Source organism: Spirillospora sp. NPDC048911, from assembly GCF_043198015.1.
Taxonomy (GTDB): Bacteria; Actinomycetota; Actinomycetes; order Streptosporangiales; family Streptosporangiaceae; genus Spirillospora.
This window is the reverse complement of the sequence record NZ_JBICUD010000002.1, coordinates 1328601-1343468: the sequence shown is the minus strand read 5'-3', so window position 1 is coordinate 1343468 and position 14868 is coordinate 1328601. Positions and strand designations below refer to the sequence as shown.

The following is a 14868-nucleotide window of genomic DNA, read 5'->3' as shown; positions in this document are numbered from 1 at the left end:
CGAGCCCGCTCACGACGCGCGACCGTCGGGCTGTCCGGCCTCGCCGCCGACGGGCCGGGCCGCCTGCGCGGCGGTCAGATGGCCTCGCCATGCCTGCGCGCGGGCGCCTCGGGCACGGGCGGGACGAACCCCGGGCGGAGCCGGCGGGGCAGGGTGGCGACCACCGTGTCGTACGCCTGGTCGACGAGCGCGCGCACCTCGTCGCCGTCCAGGTCGCCCTCCAGCACCACCGTCACCCAGTGCCGCTTGTTGAGGTGGTAGCCGGGAAGCACCGTGCCCGGATACTGAGCCTGGAGCGCCCGCACCTCGTCCGGCGGCAGCTTGAGGCTCACCCTCGGCGGGTCGGCGTCCTCGCTGAGCAGCGCGAAGATCTTGCCCGCGATCCGGTAGACCGCGGGCTGCGGGCCGAAGGGGAAGTCCTCCTTCGCCTGCTCCAGGCCGAGGCAGTGCCGGGTGACGTCGTCGGGGGTGAGACCGCTCATGCCGACAGTCTTCCGTATGCCCGCAATGTCCGGAGGCGTTCCACGGTGACGAAGCCGCCCCACTCCGGTCCGGTCTGGGGCGTCCAGATGAGGAAGTTGACCGTCCAGCCTCCGTCGTCCTGCTGCGCCTCCACCAGCGCGTCGAGATGGGCCTCGATGACGTCGTCGTCGAAGAGGCGGCGGCCGAAGCCGTCCGGCGAGGGCGCGAAGTCGAGCGGGAAGTGGGCGTCGCCGCCCGTGCGCGGGTCGAGGGCGACGTGGGCGAGCATCGGCTTGCGCAGCCGCTCGAACGCCGCCTCCGCGCGGTCCCGGTCGGGCACGTGGTCGAGGAACGTCAGGATCGCGTAGATCTCGTACGGCTGCGGGTCGGCCGCCTCGTCCAGCCAGGCCCAGCAGAAGCCGGTCGCGGGCTCCAGCCACGGGTGGCCGACGCCGATCCGGTGCAGCTGCCCCGCCAGCGTCCCGGTGGGGACGATGTGGCCGGGCGGGTCGTCGGGCGACCGCCACCAGGGGCCGGCCGGCGTCCCGCGCACGGTCGGCAGCACGAACGGGACTCCCCCGTCCGGCCGGGCGATGGACGTCAGGTAGTCGCAGATCCTTCCCACCGCGGGGTCGACGCCGGCACCCGCCTCGTGCAGGAACTCCAGGGCGTGCTGGGCGGGGACGGGCTGGCTGGCCTCGCCGCGCAGATCGGGTTCGAGGCCGTGGCCGTAGCCGCCGTCGGGGTTCTCGTACGGCCGCAGCGCCGCCGTGATCGCGGCGGCCGGGCCGCCCCGGAAGTGGAACGCGAACCGGTGCCGGTCGATGAGGCGCGCGTTGCGGCGCATGAAGTCCTCGGCGCGCGCCAGCCGCTCGGTGTCGATCGTCTTCATGGCCCCACCGTAGGAGCGCGGGCCGGCGGGGGTCTTGTAGGTATCGGACACGCGGGCGGCCCGGTCACCCCAGCGGTGGATGACCGGGCCCCGAGTCCCGCGAAACGGGGAAGCCGAGCCCCTGTCGCGGACCGGAAGATTCGCGAACGATGGGCTCGAAGGCACGCACGCGAGGTGTGCGCCGGTGCCGAAATTCAACCGGCCCGGGACGCGGAGCACAACATGATCAGCAAGGGATGGCAAGGTGTGGCCATGACCGAACGCCCCAGATGGGACATCGACGAGCGGTTCACCGGCATCGCCTCGGGGGCGGCCGCCACTCCCCACGTCCGCGATCTCCTCCGGCACACCGAACGGGACGGATGGGTGGCCGAGGAGCCCGAGGCCCATCTCCTGCCGCATCTCCGCCGCGCCGACGCGCCGTTCCGGATCGTCTCCGAACGGCTCCTTCCGGACGGCGTCTACGAGCTCACCGTCGTCTCCACCGGACCCGCCAAGAAGATCCATCTCCTGCGCGAGGCGATCCGGTTCCTCGCGGCGATCGCCGAGCCGGCGTTCCTCGTCCGGCAGGTGGACGCGACCACGATCGACTGCGCCACCGGCATGCTGGACGGTGATTCGCCGGTATTCGCCGCGCATGGCCACCTCGTCCGCCTCATCGTCCAGGACGAATGATCATTTACTCGGCGGAAGCGCCCTGCTTCACTGACGTCATGAGTGACCCCATCCACGAACATGACACCGCGGCCGCCGGTCTCGAACTGGTCGCGAACGCCGCCGCCCCCTACCTCGCGAGCCTGGCCACGCGGCCCGTCCACGACCGGACCCGCGACGTCCTCCTCAAAGACCTGGAGGGCCCGCTACCGGAACGCGGCGAGGGCGGGCCGGCCGCCGTGGCGGAGCTCCTGCGCATCGGCACCGAGGCCGCCACCCACCTCTCCGGCCCCCGTTTCTTCCATCTCGTGACGGGCGGCTCCACGCCCGCGGCCATGGCCGGGGACTGGATCACGTCGCTCCTCGACCAGGCAGCCGGGCTCTGGGTCGCCTCCCCGTTCGCCACCCAGGTCGAGACGGTCGTCCTCGGATGGCTCAAGGACCTGTTCGGCATCCCCGCCTCCTACGGCGGCGTCCTCACCCCGAGCGCCACGTTCGCGCACGTCACCGGCCTGTCCGCGGCCCGCTGCTGGTGGGCCGAGAAGCACGGCGTCGACGTGACCTCCCAGGGTCTGGCCGGGCTCCCCCAGATGCCCGTCTTCAGCAGCGGCCTGGTGCACGTCAGCACACGCAAGGCCCTGCAGATCCTCGGCTGCGGCCGCGACACGCTGCGCACCTTCGCCCGCGACGACTCCGGCGCGATCGACCTGCCCGCGATGGAGGAGGCCCTCGCCGCCCTGGACGGCGCCCCCGCCGTCATCGTCGGCAACCTCGGCGAGGTCAACACCGGCGGCTCCGACCCGCTCGACGATCTCGCCGACCTGGCCGAACGTCACGGGGCCTGGCTCCACGTCGACGGGGCGTTCGGCATGTTCGCCGCGCTGTCGCCCCGGACGGCCCACCTGGCCCGGGGCGCCGCCCGCGCCGACTCCATCACCGCCGATGGCCACAAGTGGCTGAACGTCCCGTACGAGAGCGGGTTCTCGTTCATCCGCGACGGGGCGTACCTCTCCAAGGCCTTCGGCGCCTGGGGCGCCGCCTACCTCCCGCAGCCCGGCGAGGGGCCCAACTACAACATGCTCGGCCCCGAGTCGTCCCGGCGGGCCCGCGCGCTCCCCATCTGGGCGACGCTCCGCGCGTACGGCCGGGAGGGCTACCGCGCGATGGTCGAACGCCATCTGGACGCGGCCGCCCACCTCGGCAAGCTCGTCGAGAACGCCCCCGACCTCGAACTGCTCGCCCCCGTCCAGCTGTCCATCGTCTGCTTCCGCTACCGCCCGCCCGGCGTCCCCGAAGAGGACCTCGACGCCCTCAACGCCCGGCTCGGCGCCGAACTCCTCGCCGACGGCCGCGTCTACGCCGGGACGAGCACCTACCGCGGCATGACCGTCTTCCGCCCCGCCATGGTCAACTGGCGCATCACCGCCGCCGAGGCCGAGCAGCTGATCATCGTCCTCCGCGAGCTCGCCGCCCGCTGATCAGACCTTCTCCTCCGACAGGCCGAACCGGGACCCGAGGAGCGCCGCCAGCGTCCGGCGCGCCTCCTCCGGGTCCAAGCAGCGGTCACCCTGTCGCCGTGGCGGTTGCCGATCCCATCGAGGTCTCCCTCACCTGGGAGTATCTCGGCATGGGGCTCGACTAGCAGTTGTTCCAGTCGGCGGTCTCGTCCAGTTTCTCGAAGGGCTGGGTGAGGCTGTACCAGTTGCCGGAGTCGTCGCGGAAGATGGCCTCGATGCCGTAGGGGCGTTTCTCGGGCTGCTGGATGAAGGTGACGCCGGCGGCGGACAGGCGCTCGTACTCCGCCTGGCAGTCGTCGGTGGAGAACGCGCCGGCGCCGAGGACGCCCTTGGCGATCAGGCCCTTCAGCTGCTCGGCGGACTCGGGGTCGAGGGACGGCGGGCCGGGGACCATGAGGGTGAGCTGGAGCTCGGGCTGGTCCCTGGCGCCGACGGTGACCCAGCGCATGCCGCCCTCCCCCAGGGTCATGTCGGTGCGCTCCTCCAGGCCGAGCTTGGCGGTGAAGAATTCTTTGGCGGAGTCCTGGTCGAGTACCCAGATGGTGGCCAGGCCGAGTCCGGTGATCATGAGGTTTCCCTTCGTGGTGTGGGGTCCACGTTAGGAGGCGGAGCTCCGTTGCGGCTTCTTGAAAATTGCTGGTCCGCACGGAAGCCGCCCGCCCAGAAGAGGACGAAGCAACCGGGGACGGGGGGTGTTCCGGAGCGCCGGGCCGCGCGGCGGAACTCGGTCGGCGTGACGCCCACCTGTCTCTTGAACTTGGTGGAGAACGTGCCGAGGCTCGTGAAGCCGACCAGGAGGCAGATCTCGGTGACCGTGAGGTTCGCCGAGCGGAGGAGCTCCTGGGCCCGTTCGATGCGGCGGCGGCTCAAGTACTGGCCCGGCGTCTCCCCGTAGACCTCGCGGAACAGCCGTACGAAGTGGTACTGGGAGTAGCCCGCCTCGGCCGCGACGGTGGGCAGGTCGAGGGGGCGGGCCCAGTCGCGATCCATGGCGTCCTTGGCCAGGCGTACCTGTCTCAGCTGGCCGGTGTCCATGCCTTCAGTGGGCGCCGGGCCAGGGGCCGGGCGGGGTGTGGTCGCGGAGTTCGGTGGCGGAGCGGACGTCGAAGACGCGGAAGCCGCGGGCCTGGTAGTTGCGGAGGGCGTGCGGGCCGTCGTTGGAACAGGTGTGCAGCCAGACGCGTTCGGTGGGCTTGCGGTCGGCCCAGCGGGTGGCGAGATCCCAGGCGCGGGTGGCGCCGACGGTGAGCAGGTGGCCGCCGAGGCCCTGGCCGGTGAACGCGCGGAGCAGGCCGAAGCTGGTGATCTCGACCTGGCCGTCGGGTTGCGGGTCGAGCTCGACGTAGCCCGCGGGCGTGCCCTGGACGTAGGCGACCCAGGTCTCCACGCCGGGGCGCTCCAGCCAGTTGCGCCACTGCTCGTGCGACCACGGGAGGCGGTCGGTCCAGTACCAGTCGCCGCCGACGGCGGTGTAGAGGAAGCGGCTCAGCTCGGGGCTGGGTATCTCGGCGCGGACGATCCGCGGGGGTGTCCCGGGGACGCGGGCGGGGCGCAGCTCGTCCGCCGCGCACTGCTCCAGGTACCACGTGGTCACGTCCATCTGGCGAGTCGGCATATAGGTCCCCCTGGACACGACTCCGCCGTGCCCCGGGCGTCCGGGACACGGCGGGATTTGCCGGATCAGGCTATCGGACGCGCGGTGGGCACGATCGGGTAGGGCAGGGACGTTTCGCCCATCAGGTGCTTGTCCACTCCGTGCGCGGCGGCACGGCCCTCGGCGATCGCCCACACGATCAGGGACTGGCCGCGGCCCATGTCGCCCGCGGCGAAGACATCGCCGACGGTGGTCCTGTAGTCCTTGTCGCGGACGACGTTGCCGCGCTGGTCCAGCTCGACGCCGAGCTGGTCGAGGAGCCCTTCCTTCTGCGGCCCGAGGAAGCCCATGGCGAGCGTGACCAGCTGGGCCTCGATCTCGCGCTCGGTGCCCGGGATCGGCTTGAAGCCGGTCTGCGGGCCCTCGACCTCGACCAGGCGCAGGGCCCGGAGGTCGCCGTCGGCGTCGCCCACGAACGCGGTGGTGGAGACCGCGTAGACCCGGTCGCCGCCCTGGTCGCGGAGCTCCTCGTGGGCGCTCTCCATCTTGAACAGCATCGGGTAGGTCGGCCACGGCTGCGCGTCGGGGCGGGCGGCGGGCGGCTGCGGCATGATCTCCAGCTGGGTGACCGAGGCGGCCCCCTGCCGGATCGCGGTGCCGATGCAGTCGGCGCCGGTGTCACCGCCGCCGATCACCACGACGTGCTTGCCCTTGGCCGAGATCGGGGACTCCTCGAAGTCGCCCTCCTGCACCTTGTTGGCCGGCGGCAGGTACTCCATGGCCTGGTAGACCCCCTTGAGCTCGCGGCCCGGGACGGGCAGGTCGCGCCAGGCGGTGGCCCCGCCCGCGAGGACGACCGCGTCGTGGCCTGCCCGCAGCTCGTCGGCGGTGATGTCCACGCCCACGTTCACCGAGGTCTTGAACTCGGTGCCCTCCGCGCGCATCTGCTCGACGCGCCGGTCGACGTGCCGCTTCTCCATCTTGAACTCGGGGATGCCGTAACGGAGCAGCCCGCCGACGCGGTCGGCCCGCTCGTACACCGTGACGTCGTGGCCGGCTCGGGTGAGCTGCTGAGCGGCGGCGAGCCCGGCCGGGCCGGAGCCGACGACCGCGACGCTCTTGCCGGTCTTGACCGCGGGCGGCTGCGGGCGCACCCAGCCCTCGGCCCAGGCCCGGTCGATGATCTCGGCCTCGACCCGCTTGATCGTCACCGGATCCTGGTTGATGCCGAGGACGCACGCCGCCTCGCACGGGGCGGGGCACAGCTTCCCGGTGAACTCCGGGAAGTTGTTGGTGGCGTGCAGCCGCTCGATCGCCTCGTGCCAGTCCTTGCGGTAGACGAGGTCGTTCCACTCGGGGATGAGGTTGCCCAGCGGGCAGCCCTGGTGGCAGAACGGGATGCCGCAGTCCATGCAGCGGCTCGCCTGCTTCTCGAGCCTGTCGTTGCCGAAGCTCTCGTAGACCTCGGACCAGCTCTTGATGCGCACGTCGACCGGGCGGCGCTTCGGGAGCTCCCGCTGGACGGTCAGAAAACCCTTCGGGTCAGCCATGGTGGGGTCCCCCTCTCACTTCTGCGCCGCGGCCATGATGGCCTCGTCGACGTCCTTGCCCTGCTGGCGCGCTTCCTCGGCGGCTCTGAGGACGCGCTTGTAGTCGCGCGGCATGATCTTGGTGATGCGCGCGAGGGCGCCCTCCCAGTCGGCGAGCAGCCCGTCCGCGACCGTCGAGCCGGTCTCGGCGCGATGGCGTTCGACGATGTCGCGCAGGAACGCGCGGTCCTCGTCGGTGAGCGCCTCCAGCTCGACCATCTCGGGGTTGACCCGCTCGGTGACCAGGTCGAGCACGTAGGCGATGCCGCCCGACATGCCCGCCGCCAGGTTGCGCCCGGTGCCGCCGAGGATCACCGCGCGGCCGCCGGTCATGTACTCCAGCCCGTGGTCGCCGACGCCCTCGACGACGGCGGTCGCGCCGGAGTTGCGCACGCAGAACCGCTCGCCGACCACGCCCCGGGCGAACAGCTCGCCCGAGGTGGCGCCGTAGAGGATCACGTTGCCGCCGATGATCTGGGTCTCGGCCGCGAACGTCGCGTCCAGCGGGGGCCGGACGGTGAGGCGCCCGCCGGACAGGCCCTTGCCGACGTAGTCGTTGGCGTCGCCGATCAGCCGCAGCGTGATGCCGCGGGGCACGAACGCGCCGAACGAGTTGCCGGCCGACCCGGTGAACGTGACGTCGATGGTGTCGTCGGGCAGCCCCTCGCCACCCCACTTCTTGGTCACCTGGTGGCCGAGCATGGTGCCGACCGTCCGGTTGACGTTGCGGATCGGCAGGTCGAGCGCGACCTTGTCGCCGAACGCGATGGCGCCCTCGGCGAGCTGGATCAGCGTGTTGTCCAGCGCCTTCTCCAGCCCGTGGTCCTGCCCGGTGACCTGGCGCATGGCCGCGCCGTCGGCCAGCTCCGGCTGGTGCAGGACGGGGGTCAGGTCGAGCCCGCTCGCCTTCCAGTGGTCGACGGCCTTGCGGGTGTCGAGCATCTCGACGTGCCCGATGGCCTCGTCCAGGGAGCGGAAGCCCAGCGCGGCCAGGTACTCGCGTACCTCCTGCGCCACGAACTCGAAGAAGTTGACCACGAACTCGGGCTTGCCGCTGAAGCGCTCGCGGAGCACAGGGTTCTGCGTGGCGACGCCGACCGGGCAGGTGTCGAGGTGGCAGACCCGCATCATGATGCAGCCGGAGACGACCAGCGGCGCGGTGGCGAAGCCGTACTCCTCCGCGCCCAGCAGCGCCGCGATGATGACGTCGCGGCCGGTCTTCATCTGCCCGTCGGTCTGCACGACGATGCGGTCGCGCAGGCCGTTGAGCAGCAGCGTCTGCTGGGTCTCGGCGAGGCCGAGCTCCCAGGGCGCGCCGGCGTGCTTGAGCGAGGTCAGCGGCGAGGCGCCGGTGCCGCCGTCGTGCCCGGAGATGAGCACCACGTCGGCGTGCGCCTTGGACACGCCCGCCGCGACCGTGCCGACCCCGACCTCGGCGACGAGCTTGACGTGCACGCGCGCCGCGGGGTTGGCGTTCTTGAGGTCGTGGATGAGCTGCGCCAGGTCCTCGATCGAGTAGATGTCGTGGTGCGGCGGCGGCGAGATCAGGCCCACGCCCGGGGTGGAGTGCCGGGTCTTGGCGATCCACGGGTAGACCTTGTGGCCGGGCAGCTGCCCGCCCTCGCCCGGCTTGGCGCCCTGCGCCATCTTGATCTGGATGTCGTCGGCGTTGGTGAGGTATTCGGACGTCACGCCGAAGCGGCCGGAGGCCACCTGCTTGATGGCGCTGCGCCGCAGGTCGCCGTTGGCGTCCGGGGCGAACCGCCGCGGGTCCTCGCCGCCCTCGCCGGTGTTGGACTTGCCGCCGAGGCGGTTCATCGCGATGGCGAGGGTCTCGTGCGCCTCGGCCGAGATGGAGCCGTACGACATGGCGCCGGTGGAGAACCGCTTGACGATCGACTCGACGGACTCGACCTCGTCGATCGGCACCGGCGGGCGCTCGCCCTCCTTGAGCTGGAAGAGCCCGCGGAGGGTCATCAGCTCCTCGGCCTGCGAGTCGACCTTGCCGGTGTACTCCTTGAAGATCTCGTACCGGCGGGTGCGGGTGGCGTGCTGCAGCTTGAACACCGTGTCCGGGTTGAACAGGTGCAACTCGCCCTCGCGGCGCCACTGGTACTCGCCGCCGACGTCGAGGGTGCGGTGCGCCGCCTCGTTGCCGCCGGGCGGGTAGGCCTTCTTGTGACGCTGCGCCACCTCGGCCGCGAGGACGTCGAAGCCGACGCCGCCGAGCCGGGAGGTGGTGCCGGTGAACGCGCGGTCGACGACCTCGCGGCCGAGACCGATGGCCTCGAAGATCTGGGCGCCGGTGTACGAGGCGACCGTGGACACGCCGATCTTCGACATGACCTTGAGGACGCCCTTACCGTACGCCTTGACCAGATTGCGGACGCCCTTGGCGGGCTCGACGCCGTCGATGACCCCGGTCTTGATGAGGTCCTCGACGGTCTCGATGGCGAGGTACGGGTTGATCGCGGACGCGCCGTACCCGATGAGCAGCGCCATGTGGTGGCACTCGCGGGCCTCGGCGGTCTCGATGACCAGGCCCACCTGGGTACGGGTCTTCTCCCGGATCAGGTGGTGGTGCACCGCGCCGGTCAGCAGCAGCGACGGGATGGCGGCCTTGGCCGAGTCCGAGCCGCGGTCGGACAGCACGATGATCCGCGCGCCCGCCGCGATGGCCCGCGACACCTCGGAGCAGATCTCCTCGAGCCGCTGCTCAAGGGCCGCGCCGCCGCCCTCGACGTCGTACAGGCCGTGCACGACGTGGGCTTCCAGATGCGGCAGCGAGCCCTCGTCGTTGATGTGGATGATCTTGGACAGCTCGTCGTTGTCCAGGATCGGGGTGGGCAGCACGAGGCGCCGGCAGGACTCCGGCCCCGGCTCCAGGAGGTTGCCCTCGGGGCCGAGCGTGGACTGCAGCGAGGTGATCATTTCCTCGCGGATGGCGTCCAGCGGCGGGTTGGTCACCTGCGCGAAGAGCTGCTTGAAGTAGTCGAACAGCAGGCGCGGACGCTCCGACAGCACGGCGATCGGAGTGTCGGTGCCCATCGAGCCGATCGGCTCGGCGCCCGTCCTGACCATCGGAGTCAGGATGATCCGCTGCTCTTCGAGCGTGTAGCCGAACGTCTGCTGGCGCTTGACGAGCGTCTCGTGGGTCGGTACCTCGCGCTCGCGCTGCGGCAGCTCCTCGAACCGGACGAGGCCGTCGTGCAGCCACTCGCCGTACGGGTGCTGCGCCGCCAGCTCGGCCTTGACCTCGTCGTCCTCGACGATCCGGCCGGCCTCGGTGTCGACCACGAAGATCTTGCCGGGCTGCAGCCGGCCCTTGCGGACGACCTTGTCGGCGGGGATGTCGAGCACGCCGGCCTCGGAGGCCAGCACGACGAAGCCCTCGTCGGTCACCCAGTAACGGCCGGGGCGCAGGCCGTTGCGGTCGAGCACGGCGCCGACGACGGTGCCGTCGGTGAACGTGACGGACGCGGGGCCGTCCCAGGCCTCCATCAGCGTGGAGTGGAACTCGTAGAAGGCCCGGCGGGCCGGGTCCATCTCGGTGTGGTTCTCCCACGCCTCGGGGATCATCATCAGCACCGCGTGCGGCAGCGACCGGCCGCCCAGGTGCAGCAGCTCCAGGCACTCGTCGAACGAGGCGGTGTCGCTGGCCTCGATGTCGATCACCGGGTAGATGCGGGAGAGGTCGCCGGGGATCAGGTCGGACTTCAGCAGCGCCTCGCGCGCGCGCATCCAGTTCCGGTTGCCCTTGACCGTGTTGATCTCGCCGTTGTGGGCGATGAACCGGTACGGGTGGGCGAGCTCCCAGGCGGGGAACGTGTTGGTCGAGAACCGCGAGTGCACCAGCGCGATGGCGCTGCCGAAGCGGCGGTCCGACAGGTCGGGGAAGAAGGGCTCCAGCTGCGGGGTCGTCAGCATGCCCTTGTAGACGATCGTCCGGCTGGACAGGCTCGGGAAGTAGACGCGCACGTCCTGCTCGGCGCGCTCGCGCATGCAGAACACGACGCGGTCCAGCTCAAGGCCGGTCTTGCCGGCGTGCGGGCCGTGCTCGGCGGCGGTCAGGAACAGCTGCGCGAAGTGCGGCATGGCCTTGCGGGCCGCCGGACCGGCGAAGGTCGGATCGTGCGGGAGCTCGCGCCAGCCGAGGACGGTGAGTCCCTCCTCGACGCAGAGGGTCTCGATGTGGGCGACCGCGGCGGCGCGCTCGTCGCCGCCGGTGGGCAGGAAGGCCAGGCCGGCGGCGTACGAGCCGGCCTCGGGCAGCGCGAAGTCGCAGACCTCGCGGAAGAAGGAGTCCGGGACCTGGACGAGGATGCCCACGCCGTCGCCATCGTCGGGCTCGGCGCCCACGGCGCCGCGATGGTCGAGGTTCTTCAGGACGGTCAGGGCGTTCTGAACGATGTCGTGGCTCTTGCGACCGTGCAGGTCGGCCACCATGCCGACGCCGCAGGCGTCGTGCTCGTTGGCCGGGTCGTACAGTCCCTGGTGAGGAGGCAGGCCCGGAGTGAGGGCAGCAGCAGCCATCAACCCTCCCGTCGTCTTCGTCGTGTCACTGGCTTCGATGTCAGTGCAGTCCGGGACGACGTTGGCCCTGCTGCGGTGTGATGACATTACATCACTGCCGGGATCATGCCCGACTCGACCGGATCGCGAAACTCCTGCGCACCGATCGCCTGTAGGTCATCGGTGAGTGGTTTAGACCAGGATACCGGGCAAGTTTCCTACGAAAACGTCCTGACCTCGGTGAGCATCATCACCGGGCCCGGATGTTTAGCGGGTTACGCCGTATACCCGCAAGTAACGTGCCGTACACACGCGGGTCCTGATGTGGTCTCGATGATCAAGGATCAGCCGGCCTTGGCGGCGCGCCCGAGCACCGCCGGGGCCTTGCCGCCCTCGATCAGCAGCGACAGCAGGTCCTCGTCCTGCTCGTCGCCCGAACCGTCCAGGTGCTGGGCCCAGGAGACGACGACGAAGTGGCCCATGGCCAGCCCGCGCGCCATCCCGAAGCCCTGCCCGAACTTGTCCAGCGGGGACGCCGCGGTCAGCGGGCGCACGAAGCCCCCGCCGCGCCCGTCCCCGAGCCGTTTGACGATCCGGTCGGAGTCGTCGGCGCTCGCCAGGTTGAACACCGTGACGGCCAGCGCGTATTTCTTCTTGGTGTCGGCGTACAGCGTGCGCGCCGCCTGCGTGCACCCGCCCTCGGCGAGGGCCGCCCCGACGGACTTGCCCCAGACCGCGGGGGCGCAGTCGCCGTCGAGCCGTTTGCCCTTCAGCGTCAGCTTGGCCTTGCCGGACGGCAGCGAGATCGTGGACGCGGACGAGGGGAACAGCTCCGCCGCCGTGAGCGGCTTGGCGTCCGCCGACCGCTGGGCGATGCCGGTGTAGGCGTCAGCAGAGGGCGAGCTGGAGTACGAGGCGGGCGCCGGACCACTCGCCGCCACCCGACCGATCTTGGGAGCGGCCGGACCAGGCGCGGGCTTGTCGTCCCCACCCCCGATCACCACCATCACCACGGCCGCGAGAACCACGACAAGGCCGAGCGCGCCCGCCGCGACAAAGAACCAGCGAGGATCCACCCCAGCCTTGCCACCCGCCCCCTCGGAGTTGCGCTTGCCCTCGGCGCCCTTGGCCTGTGCAGGCCTGGACTTGGCGGCCTTGGATTTGGCCCCACGCCTGGCAGGCCGACCGGACCGGCCCGGACCAGGCGACTCGTCCGCCTGTCCATCAAAGGGCTCGTCCGGAACCGACTGCCCCTGCATCGACTGCCCGTAGGACGGCTGGCCCTGAGGTGACTGCCCGTAGAACGACTCACCCTGAGATGGCTGACCATGGGGCAGCTCACCCTGGGACGCCTGGCCATAGGGCGACTCGCCCCGGAGTGGCTGGCCATAGGGCGGCTCGCCCTGCGGCGGCTGACCGTGGGGTGGCTGGCCCTGCGTTGGCTGACCGTAGGGCGACTCGCCCTGGGAGGGCTGACCGTACGGCTCACCCTGGGATGGCTGGACATAGGGCGGCGGCTGGCCCGGGAGTGGCTGGCCGTAGGACGGCCCGTCCTGCGGCGGCTGGCCGTGGGACGACTCGCCCTGGGACGGCTGGCCGTAAGGCGGCTGGCCGTGGAGTGGCTGGCCATAGCGCGGCTCGCCCTGCGGCGGCTGGCCGTAAGGCGGCCCGCCCTGGGACGGCTGACCATGGGGCGACTCGCCCTGAGATAGCTGGCCGAGGGACGGCTGGCCCTGCGGCGGCTCGCCCTGCGGGGGCTGGCCGTAGGGCAGCTCGCCTTGAGACGGCTGGGCGTGGGGTGGCTGGGGTTGCGGCGACTCGCTTTGCGGCGGGGGGGCCGGGGGGCGCTCCGTCTGGCGGGGTGGACGCGCGGCGCCACGTCCGGAGCCCAGCCTGCGGGGCGCGGATCGGCGCGCGGAGCCGCGGGACGGCTGCTGCCGGGCGCCGGGCCGCGCCCGCTGCTCCCCGGGGCGGGGGCGGCCGGAACGCCGGCCGGGCTCATCGTGGTCCACGAGGGCGCAGACTACTGCCGGTGACGCGGTGACACGGCCGTTCCCGCCCGGATCACTGCGTCTTCTTGGCCGGGACCAGCTCGAGCCGGCCCCACACGAAGTCGGCGGGCTTCTCGATGGCGAGGCTCGCGTCGATCATCTCGTTGAGCGAGGCGGGCTGGGCGCCACCGGCGCGCTGTACCCAGGTCACGATCACGTAGTGGCCGTAGACCTGCGAGTACGCGGCGCTGAAGCCCTTGCCGAACGCCGGCTGGCCATCGGCGTTGAGCGGCAGCACGAACCCGGCGTTGGTGGCGGGGTCGAGGGTGCGGACGATCTGCTCGGCGCCGTCCTGGCTGACCATGTTGAGGACCGCGATCTGGCCGACGTGCCGCTTGTCCTGGCTGACGTACGAGCCGCGGGCGACCTGGGTGCACTGGAACTTGGCGAGTTCGCCCTGCAGGCGCTCCCCCCACGTCACGGACTTGCAGTCGGCGGACACCTGGGAGGCCGCCAGCGTGAACGCGTAGGTGCGGTACTTGACGGTCTTGGTGTCGGCGGGGAAGGCCTCGCCCGCGGTGACCGGCCGCGGGTCGGCGGTCCGCGCGGCCAGCTTGACCAGGGCCTTGTCGGCCATCTGCGGCGTGTAGGCGACCGGCAGCACACCGGGACCGTTGGTCGTCCCGGCGGAGCCCTTTCCGCCCTTGTCGTCGTCGCCGCCGGTCAGGACGACGGCGGCCACCACCGCGAGCACGACCACGACCAGCACGGCCGCGGCGCCGAGCAACAGCTTGGGCCTGGAGTTGCGGGGGCCGGGCTGGTCGTCGGGCCAGAAGTCCCGCCCGCCGGTCCCGCCCTTCGCCTCGGTGTCACGAGCCTCGATCACAGTCCGGGACTCTATCGGTACACGCGCCCGTCGCGTGCCCAAAAGGGTGTTTCCGGTGGGTTCCGATCAGAGCCCGTTCGCTCCGATGAGGGCGCCCAGGCCGTAGGTGAGCGCGGCGGCCGCGGCGCCCAGCGCGAGCTGCCGCAGCCCGCTGAACCACCAGGTCCGGGTGGTCACGCGCGACACCAGCGCTCCGGCGCTGAACAACCCCAGCGCCGCGATCACGGCGGCGGGCCAGAGGCTGGAGCCGCCGAGCAGGTACGGGAGCACCGGCAGCAGCGCCCCCACCGCGAACGACAGGAAGGACGAGCCCGCCGCCAGGTACGGCGAGGGGAGCTCGCCCGGGGCCACGCCCAGCTCCTCCCGGGCGTGCACCTCCAAGGCCTCCTCGGGGTCGCGCGACAGCTGCCGCGCGACCTCGGCGGCCACGTCGGGATCCACGCCGCGCGACTCGAAGACCTCGGCGAGCTCGTGCATCTCGGCCTGCGGGTGCCGGAGCAGTTCCAGCCGCTCGACCTCGATCTCCGCCTCGGCCAGCTCGGACTGCGAGGCCACGGAGATGTACTCCCCCGCCGCCATGGAGAACGCGCCGGCCGCCAGGCCCGCGAGCCCGGCCAGCAGGACGACCTGCCGGTTCGCCTGGCCGCCCGCGACACCGGCGATCAGGGCGAAGTTGGAGACGAGGCCGTCCATCGCGCCGAACACCGCCGGGCGCAGCCAGCCACCGGTGACGTCGCGGTGCTTGTGATGGTTCTCCGCGGCCACCCCGGT

General features: G+C 71.5%; 13 protein-coding genes. 3 read left to right on the top strand and 10 right to left on the bottom strand.

Features of this window, described 5'->3' with window-relative positions:
• Positions 1-74: 74 nt before the first annotated feature.
• A complete protein-coding gene (locus tag ACGFNU_RS13565; protein WP_392593216.1) occupies positions 75-482 on the bottom strand; it encodes an MmcQ/YjbR family DNA-binding protein in 408 nt (135 codons plus the stop codon).
• Positions 479-1354, bottom strand: coding sequence for a hypothetical protein (locus tag ACGFNU_RS13560; protein WP_392593214.1), 876 nt, complete (start codon positions 1352-1354; stop codon positions 479-481). Before ACGFNU_RS13560 ends, ACGFNU_RS13565 begins: the two co-directional genes overlap by 4 nt.
• Before the next feature lie 252 nt (positions 1355-1606).
• On the opposite strand from ACGFNU_RS13560, the gene ACGFNU_RS13555 reads away from it, so the two are divergent.
• Complete coding sequence (locus ACGFNU_RS13555; protein WP_392593212.1) at positions 1607-2029, top strand: hypothetical protein; 423 nt, start codon at positions 1607-1609, stop codon at positions 2027-2029.
• Between the two features lie 38 nt (positions 2030-2067).
• On the top strand, positions 2068-3486 hold the full coding sequence (locus ACGFNU_RS13550) for a pyridoxal phosphate-dependent decarboxylase family protein (RefSeq protein ID WP_392593210.1): 1419 nt from the start codon (positions 2068-2070) through the stop codon (positions 3484-3486).
• Between the two features lie 160 nt (positions 3487-3646).
• Here the strand turns inward: ACGFNU_RS13550 and ACGFNU_RS13545 are convergent, their stop codons facing one another.
• From ACGFNU_RS13545 to ACGFNU_RS13520, 6 genes are all read right to left on the bottom strand, one after another.
• Complete coding sequence (locus ACGFNU_RS13545; protein ID WP_392593208.1) at positions 3647-4093, bottom strand: VOC family protein; 447 nt, start codon at positions 4091-4093, stop codon at positions 3647-3649.
• Entirely contained in the window at positions 4090-4560 is a 471-nt protein-coding gene (locus tag ACGFNU_RS13540; RefSeq protein WP_392593206.1) for a helix-turn-helix transcriptional regulator, read from the bottom strand. The genes ACGFNU_RS13545 and ACGFNU_RS13540 overlap by 4 nt, the downstream gene beginning before the upstream one ends.
• 4 nt (positions 4561-4564) lie before the next feature.
• Positions 4565-5140 (bottom strand): GNAT family N-acetyltransferase, encoded by a 576-nt coding sequence (locus ACGFNU_RS13535; RefSeq protein WP_392593205.1) that lies wholly within the window; start codon positions 5138-5140, stop codon positions 4565-4567.
• A 65-nt stretch (positions 5141-5205) separates the two neighbouring features.
• Positions 5206-6669 carry a glutamate synthase subunit beta gene (locus tag ACGFNU_RS13530; protein WP_392593203.1) on the bottom strand — a complete coding sequence of 488 codons (1464 nt, stop codon included), beginning with the start codon at positions 6667-6669 and terminating at the stop codon, positions 5206-5208.
• Between the two features lie 15 nt (positions 6670-6684).
• The gene (gltB, locus tag ACGFNU_RS13525) at positions 6685-11241 is read right to left on the bottom strand and encodes a glutamate synthase large subunit (protein WP_392593201.1); all 4557 of its coding nucleotides are present in this window, start codon (positions 11239-11241) and stop codon (positions 6685-6687) included.
• A gap of 323 nt (positions 11242-11564) precedes the next feature.
• Entirely contained in the window at positions 11565-12479 is a 915-nt protein-coding gene (locus ACGFNU_RS13520) for a hypothetical protein (RefSeq protein ID WP_392593199.1), read from the bottom strand.
• 69 nt (positions 12480-12548) lie between these two features.
• Between ACGFNU_RS13520 and ACGFNU_RS13515 the strand changes: the two genes are divergently transcribed.
• Positions 12549-12932, top strand: coding sequence for a hypothetical protein (locus tag ACGFNU_RS13515; RefSeq protein WP_392593197.1), 384 nt, complete (start codon positions 12549-12551; stop codon positions 12930-12932).
• Positions 12933-13284: 352 nt separating this feature from the next.
• Here the strand turns inward: ACGFNU_RS13515 and ACGFNU_RS13510 are convergent, their stop codons facing one another.
• Together ACGFNU_RS13510 and ACGFNU_RS13505 are read right to left on the bottom strand one after the other, a co-directional pair.
• The gene (locus tag ACGFNU_RS13510) at positions 13285-14097 is read right to left on the bottom strand and encodes a hypothetical protein (protein WP_392593195.1); all 813 of its coding nucleotides are present in this window, start codon (positions 14095-14097) and stop codon (positions 13285-13287) included.
• 66 nt (positions 14098-14163) lie between these two features.
• Complete coding sequence (locus tag ACGFNU_RS13505; protein WP_392593193.1) at positions 14164-14862, bottom strand: VIT1/CCC1 transporter family protein; 699 nt, start codon at positions 14860-14862, stop codon at positions 14164-14166.
• Positions 14863-14868 lie beyond the last annotated feature (6 nt).

Bases quoted from the DNA above. Each gene is read 5' to 3' on its own strand.
- ACGFNU_RS13565 (WP_392593216.1), bottom strand. From the start codon at position 482: ATGAGCGGTCTCACCCCCGACGACGTCACCCGGCACTGCCTCGGCCTG.
- ACGFNU_RS13560 (WP_392593214.1), bottom strand. From the start codon at position 1,354: ATGAAGACGATCGACACCGAGCGGCTGGCGCGCGCCGAGGACTTCATG.
- ACGFNU_RS13555 (WP_392593212.1), top strand. From the start codon at position 1,607: ATGACCGAACGCCCCAGATGGGACATCGACGAGCGGTTCACCGGCATC.
- ACGFNU_RS13550 (WP_392593210.1), top strand. From the start codon at position 2,068: ATGAGTGACCCCATCCACGAACATGACACCGCGGCCGCCGGTCTCGAA.
- ACGFNU_RS13545 (WP_392593208.1), bottom strand. From the start codon at position 4,093: ATGATCACCGGACTCGGCCTGGCCACCATCTGGGTACTCGACCAGGAC.
- ACGFNU_RS13540 (WP_392593206.1), bottom strand. From the start codon at position 4,560: ATGGACACCGGCCAGCTGAGACAGGTACGCCTGGCCAAGGACGCCATG.
- ACGFNU_RS13535 (WP_392593205.1), bottom strand. From the start codon at position 5,140: ATGCCGACTCGCCAGATGGACGTGACCACGTGGTACCTGGAGCAGTGC.
- ACGFNU_RS13530 (WP_392593203.1), bottom strand. From the start codon at position 6,669: ATGGCTGACCCGAAGGGTTTTCTGACCGTCCAGCGGGAGCTCCCGAAG.
- gltB (WP_392593201.1), bottom strand. From the start codon at position 11,241: ATGGCTGCTGCTGCCCTCACTCCGGGCCTGCCTCCTCACCAGGGACTG.
- ACGFNU_RS13520 (WP_392593199.1), bottom strand. From the start codon at position 12,479: ATGCAGGGGCAGTCGGTTCCGGACGAGCCCTTTGATGGACAGGCGGAC.
- ACGFNU_RS13515 (WP_392593197.1), top strand. From the start codon at position 12,549: ATGGGGCAGCTCACCCTGGGACGCCTGGCCATAGGGCGACTCGCCCCG.